This window comes from Achromobacter sp. T5-5, assembly GCF_055397965.1.
Genome location: NZ_AP027919.1, coordinates 1,404,843 through 1,421,758, shown reverse-complemented (window position 1 = coordinate 1,421,758; position 16,916 = coordinate 1,404,843). Strand labels below are relative to the sequence as shown.

General features: G+C 69.2%; 13 protein-coding genes. 10 read left to right on the top strand and 3 right to left on the bottom strand.

Going from position 1 to position 16,916, the window contains the following annotated elements; all coding sequences use genetic code 11:
• Positions 1-33: 33 nt before the first annotated feature.
• The 6 genes from ACZ50Q_RS06370 to ACZ50Q_RS06345 all read left to right on the top strand — a co-directional run bounded on the left by ACZ50Q_RS06370 (position 34) and on the right by ACZ50Q_RS06345 (position 5,355).
• Complete coding sequence (locus ACZ50Q_RS06370; RefSeq protein WP_464080929.1) at positions 34-1,584, top strand: DUF1800 domain-containing protein; 1,551 nt, start codon at positions 34-36, stop codon at positions 1,582-1,584.
• Positions 1,581-2,975, top strand: coding sequence for a DUF1501 domain-containing protein (locus ACZ50Q_RS06365; RefSeq protein WP_464080928.1), 1,395 nt, complete (start codon positions 1,581-1,583; stop codon positions 2,973-2,975). The genes ACZ50Q_RS06370 and ACZ50Q_RS06365 overlap by 4 nt, the downstream gene beginning before the upstream one ends.
• A 70-nt stretch (positions 2,976-3,045) precedes the next feature.
• Positions 3,046-3,510 (top strand): GNAT family N-acetyltransferase, encoded by a 465-nt coding sequence (locus ACZ50Q_RS06360; RefSeq protein ID WP_076516201.1) that lies wholly within the window; start codon positions 3,046-3,048, stop codon positions 3,508-3,510.
• A 97-nt stretch (positions 3,511-3,607) separates the two neighbouring features.
• Complete coding sequence (locus tag ACZ50Q_RS06355) at positions 3,608-3,976, top strand: COG4315 family predicted lipoprotein (protein ID WP_076516203.1); 369 nt, start codon at positions 3,608-3,610, stop codon at positions 3,974-3,976.
• A gap of 24 nt (positions 3,977-4,000) precedes the next feature.
• Entirely contained in the window at positions 4,001-4,531 is a 531-nt protein-coding gene (locus ACZ50Q_RS06350; protein WP_076516205.1) for an RNA polymerase sigma factor, read from the top strand.
• Entirely contained in the window at positions 4,528-5,355 is an 828-nt protein-coding gene (locus tag ACZ50Q_RS06345) for an anti-sigma factor family protein (RefSeq protein WP_464080927.1), read from the top strand. The genes ACZ50Q_RS06350 and ACZ50Q_RS06345 overlap by 4 nt, the downstream gene beginning before the upstream one ends.
• Positions 5,356-5,451: 96 nt before the next feature.
• On the opposite strand, the gene ACZ50Q_RS06340 is transcribed toward ACZ50Q_RS06345, so the two are convergent.
• From ACZ50Q_RS06340 to atzF, 3 genes are read right to left on the bottom strand one after another with little or no spacing between them, the layout of a single operon-like run.
• Entirely contained in the window at positions 5,452-6,180 is a 729-nt protein-coding gene (locus ACZ50Q_RS06340; RefSeq protein WP_197685586.1) for a GntR family transcriptional regulator, read from the bottom strand.
• Positions 6,177-9,815 (bottom strand): urea carboxylase, encoded by a 3,639-nt coding sequence (uca, locus tag ACZ50Q_RS06335; RefSeq protein WP_464080926.1) that lies wholly within the window; start codon positions 9,813-9,815, stop codon positions 6,177-6,179. Before uca ends, ACZ50Q_RS06340 begins: the two co-directional genes overlap by 4 nt.
• 27 nt (positions 9,816-9,842) lie before the next feature.
• Positions 9,843-11,684, bottom strand: a complete 1,842-nt coding sequence (gene atzF / locus ACZ50Q_RS06330; protein ID WP_464080925.1) for an allophanate hydrolase — start codon at positions 11,682-11,684, stop codon at positions 9,843-9,845.
• A gap of 372 nt (positions 11,685-12,056) precedes the next feature.
• On the opposite strand from atzF, the gene urtA reads away from it, so the two are divergent.
• From urtA to urtD, 4 genes are read left to right on the top strand one after another with little or no spacing between them, the layout of a single operon-like run.
• Positions 12,057-13,310, top strand: a complete 1,254-nt coding sequence (gene urtA, locus ACZ50Q_RS06325) for an urea ABC transporter substrate-binding protein (protein WP_076516213.1) — start codon at positions 12,057-12,059, stop codon at positions 13,308-13,310.
• Between the two features lie 14 nt (positions 13,311-13,324).
• Complete coding sequence (gene urtB, locus ACZ50Q_RS06320; protein WP_464080924.1) at positions 13,325-14,956, top strand: urea ABC transporter permease subunit UrtB; 1,632 nt, start codon at positions 13,325-13,327, stop codon at positions 14,954-14,956.
• Positions 14,953-16,080: an urea ABC transporter permease subunit UrtC gene (gene urtC, locus ACZ50Q_RS06315; RefSeq protein ID WP_076516217.1), complete on the top strand. Its 1,128-nt coding sequence runs from the start codon at positions 14,953-14,955 to the stop codon at positions 16,078-16,080. Before urtB ends, urtC begins: the two co-directional genes overlap by 4 nt.
• Positions 16,077-16,916 (top strand): urea ABC transporter ATP-binding protein UrtD, encoded by an 840-nt coding sequence (urtD, locus tag ACZ50Q_RS06310; RefSeq protein ID WP_464080923.1) that lies wholly within the window; start codon positions 16,077-16,079, stop codon positions 16,914-16,916. The genes urtC and urtD overlap by 4 nt, the downstream gene beginning before the upstream one ends.

The following is a 16,916-nucleotide window of genomic DNA, read 5'->3' as shown; positions in this document are numbered from 1 at the left end:
GTAGGTGTTCGCATTCGACGAGGTGCCTGGCGCATGTCCGCTCTGCCGTCAGCGGCTGCGCCGCAGTCCGCATCCCCCACCCCGGGCCAGGCCTCGCGCTTTCTGGCGCAGGCCACGTTCGGCCCCACGCCGGCCGATATCCAGGCCGTCGTGCGTGACGGGTACGCCGCCTGGCTGGACGCGCAGCTGGCGATGCCGCCGTCGCAGACGCATTTCGACTGGCTGCTGTTGCAGCAGAAGAACACCGAGGCCTTCAAGGGCAACGGCATCAACGCGCCGCTGGAATCCACGTTGTGGCGCAAATTCATCAGCGCACCCGACCAGGTGCGCACGCGGGTCGCGTTTTCGCTGTCGGAGATCTTCGTTGTCGGCGTGTCCTCCATCACCGCATCGTGGCCGCTTTTCGGCGCGGCGGGCTTCATGGACCTGCTGGCCGAGCACGCGCTGGGCAACTACCAGGACCTGCTGACCGCCGTGACGCGCAATCTCTCGATGGGCTGCATGCTGACGTATCGCGGCAACCGCAAGGAAGACCCCAAGACGGGCCGCCATCCCGACGAGAACTACGCGCGCGAGGTCATGCAGCTTTTCAGCATCGGCCTGCTGGAACTGGAACAGGACGGCACGGTGAAACGGGTCAACGGCGCGCCCGTGGAAACCTACACCAACGCCGACGTGCAGGGCCTGGCCAAGGTCTTCACCGGCTGGGACATCAACGGCCCGGAAACGGACGTGGAGTTCCACCGCCGTCCCATGGCACTGAACAACGCCCTGCACTCCCTGTCGGAAAAGCGCTTCCTGGGCGCCGTCATCCCGCCCGGCACCGACGGCCACCTGTCGCTCAAGCGCGCCATGGAGGTCATCAGCGCCCACCCGAACGTGGGGCCATTCATCGGCATGCAGCTCATCCAGCGCATGGTGACCAGCAATCCCAGTCCCGCCTACGTCGGCCGCGTGTCGGCCGTGTTCAACGACGACGGCCAGGGCCGGCGCGGCAACCTGAAGGCGGTGGTGCGCGCCATCCTGCTGGATCCGGAGGCGCGCCAGCCGGACCTGGGCTCGCCCTACTGGGGCAAGGTGCGCGAGCCTATCCTGCGCTTTTCGGGCTGGGCGCGCGCCTTCGGGGCGACATCCACCAATGGCGAATGGGCCATGCCGGACACCACCGACAACACTATCCGGCTGGCGCAGAGCCCGATGCGGTCGGCCACGGTGTTCAACTTCTTCCGGCCGCGCTACGTGCCGCCGGTGACCGAACTGGCCCGGCGCCACCTGGTCGCGCCGGAACTGCAGATCACGGACGAGACCAGCATCGCCGGCTACCTGAACTTCCTGGCGATCTACGCGGACCGCGGCTGGGAAGACCTGCAGACCGACTACGCGCCGGAGATCGCGCTGGCCGGGAACCCGGAGGCGCTGGTGGCGCGCGTGGTGCTGCTGCTGGCGGGCGACGCCTTCAGCCCGCGCACGGCAGCCGCCATCGCCCAGGCGGTCGCCACGCTGCCGCCGGACCGCCCGCGCGACCGGGTCCGCGCCGCCATCATGCTGGTGGCCGCCACCCCTGAATATCTGGTGCAGAAATGACAGACCGCCCCGGAATCGACCGCCGCGACTTCCTGCTGCGCGCCTGCGCGCTGGGCGCGACCGGGGCCGCCGCCCCGCTGGCGCTCAATCTCGCCGCGATCGGCGCGGCGGCGGCGCAATCCGCTCCGCCGGCCTACAAGGCGCTCGTGTGCGTCTTCCTTTACGGCGGCAACGATCCCTACAACACGCTGGTTCCCTACGATCCGTCGTCCTACCGCGCCTATGCCGCGGCGCGCGGCGACATCGCCCTGCCCCGCGACGCGCTGCGCGCCACGGCGCTGCGCGGCAAGGCGGACACGCAGGGCGGCATGCAGTTCGCCCTGGCGCCCGCGCTCGCGCCGCTGGCCCCGCTGTACGAGCGCGGCGAGATGGCCGCGCTGCTGAACGTGGGCCCGCTGATCGTGCCCACCACCAAGGCCGAATACATCGGCGCGCGCGTGCCCCTGCCGCCCAAGCTGTTCTCGCACAACGACCAGCAATCCGTCTGGCAGGCGCTGGCCCCCGAGGGCGCCTCGTCGGGCTGGGCCGGCCGGCTGACGGACCTGTTCGCGGACGCGAACGCGCAGCGCACCTTCACCGGCATCACGGCCGGCGGCAGCACCGTGCTGCTGGCGGGCCGCAAGGTGGCGGGCTACCGGGTCGGCATCAACGGGTCCACGCAGATCGAACTGCTGCAGCGCGACATGTATGGCTCCAGCGCCTGCACCGCCCTGCTGCGCGCGCTGATCACCGAGCCGCGCGAGCACCTGATGGAGCGCGAAATGTCGCGCATCGCCGCCCAGTCCATCTCCGCCGACAAGCGCCTGCGCGCGGCCCTGGCCGACGTGGCGGTCCCCGGCGACTTTTCCTCGCCGCTCGCGCAGCAGTTGCGGATCGTCGCGCGCATCATCGGCGCCCGCGAGGCGCTGGGCGCGCGCCGCCAGGTGTTCTTCGTGTCGCAGAACGGCTATGACAACCACACCGGCCTGAACGACGCCCACCCCGCCTTGCTGAAGGAGCTGGGTCAGGCGCTGGCGGCATTCCAGCAGGCACTGTCGGCGATGGGCGTGGAGGACCAGGTCACCACCTTCACGGCGTCCGAGTTCGGCCGCACGCTGGGCTCCAACGGCAACGGCTCGGATCACGGCTGGGGCTCGCACCATTTCGTGCTGGGCGGCGCGGTCAACGGCGGCCGCTGCTACGGCGCCCATCCGGAGATCGCCCTGAACGGGCCGGGCTTCGTCGACAATGGCCGCCTGCTGCCCACCACGGCGGTCGATCAGTTGGGCGCCGAACTGGGCGCGTGGTTCGGCGCCAGCCGGGACGACCTGCGGACGGTGTTCCCGAATTTGCGGCATTTCGGTCCTGAGCCGTTGGACATTCTGGCGCGCCGCCCCGCATCCGTTCTATAACGTCATGCATACGGCCCGCCCGCCTGGCGGCGGCGCATGGCGTTTCCTTCCATTTCCTTCGCACCGCACGATGAACCTGTCCCCCGATCTGGCGCTGCAGTCCGCCACCGAAGAAGACCTGCCGTTCCTGTTGTCCCTGCGCAAGTCGACCATGACCGAGCATCTGCGGCGCGCCGGGGCGCCGTTGGACGACGCGCAGCACCTGGCGCGGATCCAGTACCGCTTCGACGACGCGCAGATCGTCTGGCTGGGCGGCCGGCCGGCCGGGCTGTTCAAGCATTACCGCGACGCCGTGGGCTGGCGCATCGTGCAGATCCAGATCGATCCCGCTTTCCAGGGCCAGGGGCTGGGCCGCCGGCTGCTGGCCGGGGTACTGGACCGGGCGGACGCGGAAGGCGCGCCCGTCACGTTGAGCGTGCTGAAAGGCAATCCCGCCCGGCGGCTGTACGAAGCGCTGGGCTTCACCCCCGTCGAGGAGACCGAGCTGGAGCATGAAATGCGGTATGAACCCGGCGCAGTCCGGCCGGGCGCCTGATCCCTCTGCGGTTTTTTTTGGCGCCGCTGGAATAAGGCGGCGCCCGCAAGCGTCCGTAGAGGGCAGTCCCCAACCTTACCCACCTACGAGGCACACCATGCGCAAACACACCGCCGCGGCCCTGGCACTCGCCTGCGCCGCCCTATTCTCGGCCGGCGCCCACGCCCAGGCCGTCAAGACCCAGGACGGCATCCTGGTCAATAGCGCCGGCATGACGCTGTACACCTTCGACAAGGACTCCGCGGGCAAGAGCGTCTGCGTCGACCAATGCGCGAAGGCCTGGCCGCCCGCCATGGCCGCCGCCGACGCCAAGCCGATGGGCGACCTGACGATCATCACCCGCGACGACGGCAGCAAGCAGTGGGCCTACAAGGGCAAGCCGCTCTATCTGTTCGCCAAGGACGCCAAGCCGGGCGACAGGACCGGCGACAACGTCAGGGACATCTGGCACGTCGTCAAGCCCTGATCCGGACGGTCGCCCGGCCACGCCATGCGCGCCGAAGACGAAGCCCGCATCCTCGCCTGCATCCCCAGCCTGCGCCGCTACGCGCGCGGGCTGACGGGCGATCCCGACCGGGCCGACGACCTGGTCCAGGACACGCTGGAGCGCGCCTGGAGCCGCTACTCCCGATGGCAGCGGCGCGGCGAGTTGCGCGCGTGGATGTTCGGCATCATGCACAACCATTTCATCGACGGCGTGCGCGCCGCCGGCCGGCGCACCGACGTGACGGTCCCGGGCGACCTGCCCGACGCGCCGGTGCGCGCCACGCAGGCCGACCAGCTCGAGGTGCGGGACCTGGACCGCTGCCTGCAGGCCCTGCCCGCCGAACAGCGCGAGATCCTGCTGCTGATCGCCGTGGAAGACCTGACCTACCAGGAGACCGCCCAGATCCTGTCGGTGCCGATCGGCACCGTCATGTCGCGCCTCTCGCGGGCTCGCGAGAAGCTCGGCGCGCTGATGCAGGGCCGCGACGCCGGCAGGCGCCTGCGGCCCGTACCCACCCCGCGTGAAATGCCATGAACGACAAACGCCTCCAACCGGTTCCCACCGCGGGCACGCCGATCACCGAAGCCGATCTGCATGGCTACGCCGACGGCCAACTGCCGGCCGCGCGCCATGCGGAGGTGGCCGCCTTCCTGGCCGCGCATCCGCAGGACCAGACCCGCGTGGACGACTGGCAGGCGCAGCGGCGCGCGCTGCGCGCCATGCTGGACCCGGTGCTGGACGAGCCCCTGCCGTTGCGCCTGCCGCTCAAGCCGCCCGCGCGCCCTTGGCCCTGGCGCGCGCTGGCGGCCAGCGTGGCGGTCGCCGTGGTCAGCGCCAGCGCGGCGTGGGTCGCGCGCGGCGCGGTGGACGCGCGCCACCTGCAAACCGTGCTGGCGGCTGCCGGCGCGGACCGCGCCGCGGCCGGCTACGCGCAGCGCGCCGCCATCGCCCACGCGGTCTATGCGCCCGACATGGGCCGCCCCGTCGAAGTCGGCGCCGACAACGAGAAGGGGCTGGTGACCTGGCTGACCAAGCGCATGGGCGAGCCGATGCGCGCGCCGTCGCTGTCGCAGGCGGGGTATGCGCTGATCGGCGGACGCCTGCTGCCCGGCGGCGCGGGGCCGGTGGCGCAATTCATGTACGGCGCGGCCGACGGCCAGCGCCTGACCCTGTACGTCACGCGCGAAGCGGCCGGCGGCCAGAATGCCTTCCAATTCACGCAGGAAGGCCCGGTGCGGGTGTTCTATTGGGTCGAAGGCGGACTCGGCTACGCCCTGTCCGGCGCCGTCAGCCGCGATGAGCTGCAGCGCGTCTCGCAAGAGGTCTATCGGCAGCTTCAGGGCGAGGGCCAGGGCTAGGTCCCGATCGCGCCGCGTCCCCGGCCCGCGGCCGGCAGGGCGCATCCGGCCTGCATCCGGCCTGCATCTGACCTGTCCCCGGCCTTCGCCTGGCCTTCACCCCGCGCTGGCGCGAGCCTCGTGCAGCATGTGCAGCGTGATCTTGCGGACCTCGGCCTTGCTCATGTCGATATGGGACCGCAGCATGCGCCCCGCCTCGTCGGCGCGGCGCGCCAGCACCGCGCGCAGGATGGCCGCGTGCTCGTCGTAGGTGGCGTCGACGCGGAAATCCTTGGTGAAGTCCAGCCGCCGCACGATGCGGATCTTTTCCGTGACGTCGCGGTGGATCAGCGCCATCTCGGGATTGCCCGCGGCGGCCACCAGTGAGCAATGAAACGCCTCATCCAGCTGCGCCACCAGCCGCCCGTCCAGGATGCGCTGCGGCGGCGGCACCAGCCACACGTCGGTCAGCGCGCCCAGGATGCCGGTCGTGTCCATATGTTCGCGCGCACACAGCTTGTCCACGGCCGCCAGTTCCAGCACCACGCGCACGTCGTACAGCGCCTCGAAGCGTTCGAAGTCGAACGGACGGACCTGCCAGCCGCTGCGCGGACGAGCCAGCACGAAGCCCTCGCGTTCCAGGCGCGCCAGGCCGAGCCGCACGGGGGTGCGGCTCACGCCCAGGCGCGCCACCAGGTCGGCCTCGGTGAAGCGTTCGCCGGGCAGCATGCGAAAGGCGAACAGGTCGTCCTTGATGCGCTGGTAGACCTGATCGGCCAGCGAGCCGGCCAGCGCCGGCGCCTGGCGGATGGCCGGACCGGCCTGGACGGCTTCCAGGCGCATCATCCGGCGACGACGCACGTGGCGTCTTCAGTGATGACGATGAGCGGATCGCCCGCGTTCACGGGCTTGCCGGGGACGCAGCGGATGGCCGACACCGTGCCCGACACGGGCGAGATGACGGACAGCTCCATCTTCATGGCTTCGACCACCACCAGCGTGTCGCCGGCCGAGACGGTCTGCCCCACCTGGACCGGGATCTTCCAGATGTTGCCGCACATGTCGGCGCTGACCAGGCGCTCGCCGTCGCGCAGGACGGTCTCGGCCTCGGGTTCGGCGGCAGGCGGTTCGGCCGCCACGTCTTCCGTCTTCCAGAGCGCCACCTCGGCATCGAAGGCCGTCTTCTGGCGGGCCTGGAAATCGGCGATGCTGTCGGCCTGTTCGGCCAGGAAACGCTGGTGCGCCGCGAAGTCGAACATCTCTTCTTCGATGCGGACCGTGGCGCGGCCTTCTCGGAAATCCTCGCGCAGGACGTCGAGTTCGGCTTCCGTGACGGGATAGAAACGCACCTGATCGAAAAAGCGCAGCAGCCAGGGCTTGCCGTCCTGGAACACCGAGTTCTTCAGGAATTTGTTCCAGATGGGCAGCGTGCGGCCCACCAGCTGGTAGCCGCCCGGCGAATCCATGCCGTAGATGCACATGTACACGCCGCCGATGCCCACCGTGCCTTCGGCCGTGAAGGTGCGCGCCGGGTTGTACTTGGACGTCAGCAGGCGATGGCGCGGATCGATCGGCACCGCGCACGGCGCGCCCAGATAGACGTCGCCCAGGCCCATGATCAGGTAGCTGGCGTCAAACACGATGCGGCGCACCTCGTCGCGGTCGTCCAGGCCGTTGATGCGCTGGATGAAGTCCACGTTGTTCGGCAGCCAGGGCGCGCTGGCGCGCACGGTCTCCTGGTAGCGCTGCACGGCGCCCAGCGTGGCGGAATCCTCGAATGCCATGGGCAGGTACACGACACGCGTCGGCACCTTCAGCGTGGCGACGTCGGCCAGCCCCGCCTCGATCTCCAGCAGCTTCGCGATCAGCGCGCCTTGCAGGATGACGCGGCTGTCGTAGCGGATCTGCAGCGAGCGCACGCCCGGCGACAGCTCCAGCACGCCCGCGACCGGGTCGGCGTTCAGCGCCTCCATCAGCAGGTGGATGCGCATGCGCAGCGCCAGGTCCAGCACGTTATCGCCGTATTCCAGCAGCAGGTAGCCGTCGCCCGCCTGCCGGTACGACACGGACGGGCGCGCGCCTTCGGCCGGCAGCGCGGCGACGATGGTCTCGGAGACGGTGGCAGGCACCGGCGCGGGCGCGGTCGCCGCGGGCGCCGCCAGCGCCAGGTCGACGATGCTCCGGTCCTGCGCGGCTTCCAGCGCCACCGCCTGCGGGTAGTCGATGCGTACGAACCGGATGCGGTCGCCGGGCTTGACCTGCCCGACCTTCCACAACTCGGCGCGGGCGATGGTGACGGGGCACACGAAGCCGCCCAGGCTGGGGCCATCGCGCGTCAGGATGACGGGGCTGTCGCCGGTGAAGTTGATGCTGCCGACCGCGTATTCGCAATCATGGATGTTGGACGGATGCAGCCCCGCCTCGCCGCCGTTCTCGCGCGCCCAGGTGGGCTTGGGGCCGATCAGGCGCACGCCCAGGCGGTTGGAGTTGTAGTGCACCTCCCAGTCCGCGGCGAAGAAGGCGTCGATGGCTTCGGGCTGGAAAAAGTCCGGCGCGCCATGCGGGCCGTACAGCACGCCGATTTCCCAGGTGTTGCCGTATTCGGGAATCAGCGCGGCGGGCGCGGCCTGGGGCTGCGCCTGGGGCGCCGCCGCCGTCGCGCCGGCCAGTTCATGCCGCATCACGGGCAGCATGTCGCCCACGCGCAGCGTGCGGCCGGCATGGCCGCCGAACTGGCCCAGTGCAAAGGTGGAACGGCTGCCCAGGTAGAGCGGCACGTCCAGGCCGTTGCGCACCGCCAGATAGCTGCGGCAGCCGGACAGCGCGCGGCCGGTGGCCAGCACTTGCCCCGAGCGCACGGAGATGGGTTGCCACATGGGCACGGGCTCGCCGTCCAGCGTGGCGGCGCAGGACGCCCCGGTCAGCGCCACGACCGCGTCGCCGTGAAAGCGCAGCGTCGGGCCGACCAGCGTGGTTTCCAGGCCGGCCGCGTCCGGCGCGTTGCCCACGATGCGGTTGGCGATGCGAAAGGCGTAGTCGTCCATGGGACCGGACGGCGGCACGCCGATGTCCCAGTAGCCGGCACGGCCGGGATAGTCCTGCACGCTGGTGTAGGTGCCCGCTTCCAGCACCTCGATGGCCGCGGGCCGGTACGCGAAGCTTTCCAGAAAGCGCGTGGACAGCTTGCCGGCGCGGAACCGTTCGTCGGCGACGATCTGGCGCAGGTAGTCCAGGTTGGTCGCGATGCCGTGCAGCCGCGTACGGGCCAGCGCGTCGGCCAGCTTGTCCAGCGCGGCCTCGCGCGTGTCCGCGTGCACGATCAGCTTGGCCAGCATCGGGTCATAGAAGGCGGGCACGTCCGTGCCGGTCTCGACCCAGCCGTCGACCCGCACGCCATCCGGGAAGGACACTTCGGTCAACACCCCGGGCGAAGGCTGGAACTGGCGCAGCGGATCCTCGGCGTACAGGCGCACCTCGATGGATGCGCCCTGCGGGGCGCGCGACATGGCCGCGTAGTCCAGCGGTTCGCCCGCCGCGACACGCAGCATGCATTCCACCAGGTCCAGGCCGGTGACGGCCTCGGTGACCGGATGTTCGACCTGCAGGCGCGTGTTGACCTCCAGGAAATAAAAGCTGTCGCGCGCGGGGTCGTAGATGAACTCCACCGTGCCGGCGGAGCGGTATTTCACGGATTCGCCGAGCTTGACGGCGGCGTCCAGGAGCGCGGCGCGCGTGGCGGCCGGCAAGGCCGGCGCCGGCGTTTCCTCAATGACCTTCTGGTTGCGGCGCTGCACCGAGCAATCGCGTTCGCCCAGCGCCAGCACGCGGCCCGCGCCGTCGCCGAAGATCTGCACCTCGACGTGCCGCGCATTGTCCACATAGCGTTCGATGAAGGCGCCGCCATCGCGAAAGAAGTGTTCGCCCATGCGCTGCACGCTGTCGAACGCCACCGTGAGTTCGGCCTCGTTCTCGCAGCGCGACAGGCCGATGCCGCCGCCGCCCGCCGTGCTCTTGAGCATCACCGGATAGCCGATGCGCTCGGCCTGCGACAACGCCTCGCCCAGGCTGGCGAGCAGCCCGGTGCCGGGCGTCATCGGCACGCCGGCCTCGGCCGCCAGTTCGCGCGAACGGTGCTTCAGGCCGAACTCGCGGATCTGCAGCGGAGTGGGGCCGACGAAGGCGATGCCCGCGGCCTCGCAGGCTTCGGCGAAATCGGCGCTCTCGGAAAGAAAGCCATAGCCCGGATAGATCGCCTGCGCGCCATGCTCGCGCGCGGCGGCCAGCAGCAGATCCATGCGCAGGTAACTGTCTGCCGCTTTCTCGCCGCCCAGCGCGACGGCCACGTCGGCCTCGCGCACATGCGCGGCGTTGCGGTCCGGGTCGGAATAGACGGCGACGCTGCGGATGCCCAGGCGCTTGAGGGTGCGGATGGCGCGGACGGCGATTTCGCCGCGGTTTGCAATCAGAACGGTATCGAACACGATGCGACTCCCAGGTATAGGGCGGGGTTATCGGGTGGCGGCGCCGAGGCTGGCCAGGTAGGCGCGCCAGCCGCCGAAGTCGGTGATGTCGCGCGCGCCGTCCAGGCCGCGCGGCTCGCAGATGAAGCCCTTGACGAGCCGGCCGTCGGCCAGCTCCAGCGTGCCGATGCCCAGCGGCGCGGGAATCTCGGCCACGAAGGCGCCGAACGCCGTCACGGGCACGTCCCACAGCTCGACCTCGATGGCGGCGCCGCTTTCCATCTTCACCAGCCCGGGCTTGGGCGGCGTGGTGTTGGCCAGCGCGAAGAGGCGGTAGTCGCCCGCCGTCGCGGTCTTCTCCACGAACACCGCATGGCGCGACGTCAGTTGATGGTTCAGCGGCATGCCGGTCAGGTGCGCGCCCACGACCGCGACGCGCACGGTGTCGGCGGACGGTGCGGTGTCAGTTGCGATGGACGGCAAGGGCTCGCCCGTGGCGCCCAGCGGCAGGCCGCGCCGGGCCTGCCACTGGCGGCCGAACTGCGCCAGCGCACGGTCCTGCCAGGCCAGGCCGATCAGCGTGATGCCCGAGGGCAGGCCGTCGGCCCGCATGCCGGCCGGCACTGCCAGCGCGGACAGGTCGGCCAGGTTGGCGAAATTGGTATAGACGCCCAGGCGGGAATTGAGCGTGACGGGGTCCGCCTCCAGTTGCGCGATGGTGTAGATGGAAGGCGAGGTCGGCACGACCAGCGCGTCAAAGCCCTCCAGCGCGCGATGGATCTGGCGCGTCAGCTCGGCGCGCCGGTATTCGGCCTCGAACGCGTCCAGCGCGCTGTAGTTGGCGGCCTGCTCGACGATGCCGCGCACGACCGGATTGATGGCGTCGGGATTTTCCTTCCACAAGTCCTGCACGGCGGCAAAGCGCTCGGCCACCCAGGGCCCCTGGTACAGCAGCGCGGCCAGTTCGTTGAAAGGCCCGAAGTCGATGGGCTCGACCTGCGCGCCGTCCGCGCGCAGCGCCCGCACCGCGTCCTCGAACACGGCGGCGGCCTGCGCATCGCCAAAGAACTCCAGCGATGCGGGCACCGCCAGCCGCGGCGTCTTGGGCCACGGCAGCGACGCGCCGGCCGGCATGCGGCGTGAATACGGGTCGGCGTCGTCATAGCCGCCCGCCACCGCGGCGACCTTCTCGGCATCGTCCACCGTCAGCGCGAAGATCGACACGCAGTCCAGCGTGCGGCAGGCGGGCACCACGCCCGCCGTGCTGAGCCAGCCCTTGGTGGGCTTCAGGCCCACGATGTTGTTGAAACCCGCCGGCACGCGGCCCGACCCCGCGGTGTCGGTGCCCAGCGAAAACGCCGCGATGCCGCGCGCCACCACCGAGGCCGATCCCGAACTGGAACCGCCGCTGACATATTCGGGATTGAAGGTGTTGGCCACGGCGCCATGCGGCGAGCGCGTGCCCACCAGGCCGGTCGCGAACTGATCCAGGTTGGTCTTGCCGATGAGAATGGCGCCGGCCGCGCGCAGGCGGCGCACGACGGTGGCGTCTTCCCGCGCCGTATAGGCGAACTCGGGGCAGGCCGCGGTCGTGGGCCAGCCCGCGGCGTCGATGTTGTCCTTGATGGCGAAGGGCACGCCATACAGCGGCAAACGCGAGAGGTCGCCGCCCGCCGCGGCCAGCAGCAGGCGCAGGCCGTCCAGCTGTTCGTCGAGTTGCGCGCGGTCCACGCGCCGTATCCAGGCGTTGTCGCCGGCGTTATCCGACGCGTCGCCCACGGCGGCATAGCCCGCCAACAGCGCCTCGGGTTGCGCCCCGTCGCGGTAGGCGGACTGCCACTGCGCGATCGTCCAACCGGCGGGGCTCTTCTGCGTTGCTGCGGCATTCATGCTGGAATCCTTTCTTGTATACAAGTACGGATTCCCAAGCAATCTGCGTGCCATGTTGGCGGCAACCTTGGCCTTCCCTCTGGAACGCCGATGCCCCCTGCGCAGATTGCGGTCCGGCCGCCGCCGCGCGCCGTGCGCACCGCACCGAGATCAGGCGGATCGCGCACCTGTCTTGTGCACGCCGCACCGTTTTGATCGCGCCGGCGCCGCGCGGCCGACGCCTCCCGCATTCGCGTAAACACCCCCTCCTCATACAGCGGCCGCGGCCTGCGCCATCACTTGGCACGCGTTTTGCTTTTGAGTCCTACGTTGTCGGGTGTTGTTCAGAACGTTCTCGCCGGCCAGACCGGCCCATTCCATCCAGGAGTCACCATGAAACGCAGACTAGCCCTTAAGCAACTGACCGCCGTGAGCCTGTTGGCCATGTCCGGGTGGATGCCGCAGGTACACGCCGCCGAAGACACCATCAAGGTCGGCATCCTGCATTCCCTCTCGGGCACCATGGCCATCTCGGAGACGTCGCTCAAGGACGTGGCCCTGATGACCATCGACGAGATCAACGCCAACGGCGGCGTGATGGGCAAGAAGCTCGAAGCCGTGGTCGTGGACCCCGCGTCGAACTGGCCGCTGTTCGCCGAGAAGTCCCGCCAGCTCCTGTCGCAGGACAAGGTGGCCGTGGTCTTCGGCTGCTGGACCTCGGTGTCGCGCAAATCGGTGCTGCCGGTCTTCAAGGAACTGAACGGCCTGCTCTTCTACCCGGTGCAATACGAAGGTGAAGAGCTGGAGAAGAACGTGTTCTACACGGGAGCCGCGCCCAACCAGCAGGCGATTCCGGCCGTGGAATACCTGATGAGCGAAGACGGCGGCGGCGCCAAGCGCTTCGTGCTGCTGGGCACCGACTACGTCTACCCCCGCACCACCAACAAGATCCTGCGCGCCTTCCTGCATTCCAAGGGCGTGAAGGACAGCGACATCGAAGAGGTCTACACGCCGTTCGGCCATTCCGACTACCAGACCATCGTGGCCAACATCAAGAAGTTCGCCACCGGCGGCAAGACGGCCGTCATCTCCACGATCAACGGTGACTCCAACGTGCCCTTCTACAAGGAACTGGGCAACGCCGGACTGAAGGCCACCGACGTGCCGGTCGTGGCGTTCTCGGTCGGCGAAGAAGAGCTGCGCGGCGTGGACACCAAGCCGCTGGTGGGCCACCTGGCCGCCTGGAACTACTTCCAGTCGGTCAAGAACCCCGTCAACGACGCCTTCATCGCCAAGTGGAAGGCCTACGCCAAGGCCAAGAACCTGCCCAACGCCAACACGGTCGTGACGAACGACCCGATGGAAGCCACCTACATCGGCATCCACATGTGGAAGCAGGCCGTCGAACAGGCCAAGACCACCGACGTGGACAAGGTGATCGCGGCCATGGGCGGACAGAAGTTCAACGCGCCCGACGGCTACACCATCGAGATGGACAAGACCAACCACCACCTGCACAAGCCGGTCTACATCGGCGAAATCAAGGCGGACGGCCAGTTCAGCGTGGTGTGGAAGAGCAAGGGCCCGATCCGCGCCCAACCGTGGAGCCCGTACATCCCGGGCAACGAAGGCAAGCAAGGCCTCTAAAGGAAAGGGCAGCCATGCGCATCGCGCCAATCGCACACTTCTTGCGTCGTTTCCTTCTTGCATGGCTGCTGGCCTTGCCGGCGCTGGCCGCTCCGGCGGCCGCCGCCGGCGTGGACCAGGCCCTGCTCGCGCCGCTGGCCGGCGACGACACGGACGCCAGGCTGCAAGCGATTGCCGCGCTGGGCCAACTGCCCGATCCGGGCGCTGCCGCGGTGCTGCAGGCGCTGGGCAATGACCAGCTCTACGCCACCGCCGACGGCCGGGTGCTGATCGGAACGGGCGGCGCGCGCGCCACCGATCCATCCACCGGCGCGTCCGTCGACCTGCCGGCGGACGCGGGCACCATCTCCATCAACAACCGCCTGCGCCGCGCCATCCAGGCCGCGCTGGCGGGCACGCGGCTCTTCTCCGACAATGCCGACGAACGCCTGGAAGCGGCCCGGCGCCTGCAGCAGACGGGCGACCCCGCCCGGCTGCCCATGCTGGAAAAGGCGCTCGCCGCCGAAAGGAACGAGGCCGTGCGCAGCGCCCTGCTGATCGCGCAGGCCAATCTGGAACTCAAGAGCGAAGACGCCGCAAAACGCCGCCACGCGGTCGAAGTGCTGGGCGAGACGAAGAACGCCGCCTTCCGCCCCACCCTGGCCGCCTTGACGCAACAACGCGACGGCGCCTACGCCGAGCCCGACCCCGGCGTGCGCGAAGCCGCCGCCAACGCGCTCAAACAGATCGACCGGCACCTGGCCACGATCGAATGGGCCGGCAATCTCTTTTATGGCGTGAGCCTGGGCAGCGTGCTGCTGCTGGCCGCGCTGGGCCTGGCCATCACGTTCGGCCTGATGGGCGTCATCAACATGGCGCACGGCGAATTGCTGATGATCGGCGCCTATGTGACCTACGTGGTGCAGACGCTGTTCCGCGCCTGGCTGCCGGGCTGGCTGGACTGGTACGTGGTGGCTGCGCTGCCGCTCGCCTTCGTGGTGACGGCGCTGGTCGGCATGGCGCTGGAACGCACGGTGATCCGGTGGCTTTATGGCCGCCCGCTCGAAACGCTGCTGGCGACCTGGGGCATCAGCCTGATGCTGATGCAGGGCGTGCGCTCGCTGTTCGGCGCGCAGAACGTGGAGGTCGGCAATCCCAGCTGGATGTCCGGCGGCATCAACGTGCTGGGCGGACTGGTGCTCACCTATAACCGGCTCGTCATCATCGGCTTTGCCTTCTTCGTGGTGTTCCTGGTGTGGGCGCTGCTGAACCACACGCGGCTGGGCCTCTTCGTGCGCGCCATCACGCAGAACCGGCGCATGGCCGATTGCGTGGGCGTGCCCACCGGCCGCGTCGACATGCTGGCCTTCGGGCTGGGGTCCGGCATCGCGGGGCTTGCCGGCGTGGCGCTGTCCCAGCTTGGCAACGTGGGTCCGGACCTGGGCCGCGGCTACATCGTCGATTCCTTCATGGTGGTGGTGCTGGGCGGCGTGGGCCAGCTTGCCGGCACCGTCATTGCCGCGCTGGGCCTGGGCGGCGTCAACAAAATCCTGGAGCCTTACGCGGGAGCCGTCATGGCCAAGATCACCATCCTGGTGCTCATCGTGCTGTTCGTCCAAAAGCGGCCGCAAGGCCTGTTCGCCCCGCGCGGCCGGAGCGTCGAATGAAACAGACCGCGCTGACCGACCTGAACCTGCTGGCCCGCCGTCCGCTTTTCTCGGGCCGCGTGTGGGCAGCCCTGGCCGCGGGCGTCGCCCTGCTGGCGCTGCTGCCGCTGCTGAACCTGGTGTTCCCGCCGGGCCACGCCCTGCATGTCTCCGCCTATGCCGTGGCCCTGCTGGGCAAGTTCATGTGCTACGCCATGGCGGCGCTGGCGCTGGACCTGGTGTGGGGCTATGCCGGCATCCTGTCGCTGGGCCATGGCCTTTTCTTCGCGCTGGGCGGCTACGCCCACGGCATGTACCTGATGCGCGCCATCGGCCGCGACGGCGTCTACCAGAGCGACCTGCCCGACTTCATGGTGTTCCTGGACTGGAAGAGCTACCCCTGGTACTGGTCGTTCACGGATCACTTCTGGTACGCCATGCTGCTGGTGGTGCTGGTGCCGGGCGTGCTGGCCTTCGTGTTCGGCTACTTCGCCTTCCGCTCGCGCATCAAGGGCGTGTACTTCTCGATCATCACGCAGGCCCTGACCTTTGCCGCCATGCTGCTGTTCTTTCGCAACGACACGGGCTTTGGCGGCAACAACGGCTTTACCGATTTCAAGCGCATCCTGGGCTTTGACATCACCGCGCCGGGCACGCGCGCCACGCTCTACTGGGTCACGCTGGCGGCCCTGGCCGGCGCGCTGATCCTGGCCCGCATGGTCACGCAGAGCAAGCTGGGCCGTGTGCTGACCGCCGTGCGCGACGCCGAAAGCCGGCTGCGCTTCATCGGCTACGACCCGCTGGGCTTCAAGCTGTTCGTGTGGACGCTGTCTGCCGTGCTGTGCGGCATCGCGGGCGCGCTGTACGTGCCGCAGGTCGGCATCATCAACCCGGGCGAAATGTCGACCGAGAACTCCATCGAGATGGTGATCTGGGTGGCCACCGGCGGGCGCGGCACCCTGATCGGACCCATCATCGGCGCGGGCGCGGTGAACGGCCTGAAGACCTGGTTCACCAGCGTGCTGCCGGAATACTGGCTGTATGCGCTGGGCCTCATCTTCGTGCTGGTGACCCTGTTCCTGCCCACCGGCATCGTCGGTCTGGCCCGCCGCATCGCGGCCCGCTTCCAGGAGAAGAAGGCATGACCAGCACGCACACCGAATCCGCCATGCTGGACGGCGGCCCGAGCGGCGAGGCCGGCTACGGCCGCGTCAGCCCCCCGGGCCTGGACACCAGCCACGGCGCCATCCTGTACCTGGAAGGCATCACGGTCAGCTTCGACGGCTTCAAGGCCCTGAACGACCTGACCCTGGACATCGGCGTGGGCGAACTGCGCTGCATCATCGGCCCCAACGGCGCAGGCAAGACCACGATGATGGACGTGATCACCGGCAAGACGCGGCCCACGGCGGGCACGGCGTACTTCGGCCAGAGCATCGACCTGACCACGCTGAACGAAGCGCAGATCGCCCACGCGGGCATCGGCCGCAAGTTCCAGCGCCCGACCGTGTTCGAGCAGCACACGGTGTTCGAGAACCTGGAACTGGCGATGAAGACCGACAAGCGCGTGCGTCCCACGCTGTTCTCGCGCCTGTCCAGCGAAGAGGCCGACCGCATCGGCGAGACGCTGGACCTGATCCGGCTGCGGGCCGAGGTCTGGCGGCCCGCCGGGCTGCTGTCGCACGGCCAGAAGCAATGGCTGGAGATCGGCATGCTGCTGATGCAGGAGCCGCAGTTGCTGCTGCTGGACGAACCCGTGGCCGGCATGACCGACGCCGAGACCGAGCGCACCGGCGAACTGCTGAATGAATTGCGTGGCCGCCATTCCCTGATGGTGGTGGAGCACGACATGGACTTCGTGAACCAGATCGCGGGCGACGGCAAGGTCACCGTGCTGCACGAAGGGTCGGTGCTGGCTGAAGGGCCGATGAGCCGCGTGCAGGCCGACCCGCGCGTGATCGAAGTCTATCTGGGGCGCTGA

Excerpts from the sequence above, each read along its gene's own strand:
- urtB (WP_464080924.1), top strand. The coding sequence starts at position 13,325 with ATGCGCATCGCGCCAATCGCACACTTCTTGCGTCGTTTCCTTCTTGCA.
- ACZ50Q_RS06370 (WP_464080929.1), top strand. The coding sequence starts at position 34 with ATGTCCGCTCTGCCGTCAGCGGCTGCGCCGCAGTCCGCATCCCCCACC.
- urtA (WP_076516213.1), top strand. The coding sequence starts at position 12,057 with ATGAAACGCAGACTAGCCCTTAAGCAACTGACCGCCGTGAGCCTGTTG.
- atzF (WP_464080925.1), bottom strand. The coding sequence starts at position 11,684 with ATGAATGCCGCAGCAACGCAGAAGAGCCCCGCCGGTTGGACGATCGCG.
- ACZ50Q_RS06345 (WP_464080927.1), top strand. The coding sequence starts at position 4,528 with ATGAACGACAAACGCCTCCAACCGGTTCCCACCGCGGGCACGCCGATC.
- ACZ50Q_RS06355 (WP_076516203.1), top strand. The coding sequence starts at position 3,608 with ATGCGCAAACACACCGCCGCGGCCCTGGCACTCGCCTGCGCCGCCCTA.
- ACZ50Q_RS06360 (WP_076516201.1), top strand. The coding sequence starts at position 3,046 with ATGAACCTGTCCCCCGATCTGGCGCTGCAGTCCGCCACCGAAGAAGAC.
- ACZ50Q_RS06350 (WP_076516205.1), top strand. The coding sequence starts at position 4,001 with ATGCGCGCCGAAGACGAAGCCCGCATCCTCGCCTGCATCCCCAGCCTG.
- ACZ50Q_RS06340 (WP_197685586.1), bottom strand. The coding sequence starts at position 6,180 with ATGATGCGCCTGGAAGCCGTCCAGGCCGGTCCGGCCATCCGCCAGGCG.
- urtC (WP_076516217.1), top strand. The coding sequence starts at position 14,953 with ATGAAACAGACCGCGCTGACCGACCTGAACCTGCTGGCCCGCCGTCCG.
- ACZ50Q_RS06365 (WP_464080928.1), top strand. The coding sequence starts at position 1,581 with ATGACAGACCGCCCCGGAATCGACCGCCGCGACTTCCTGCTGCGCGCC.
- urtD (WP_464080923.1), top strand. The coding sequence starts at position 16,077 with ATGACCAGCACGCACACCGAATCCGCCATGCTGGACGGCGGCCCGAGC.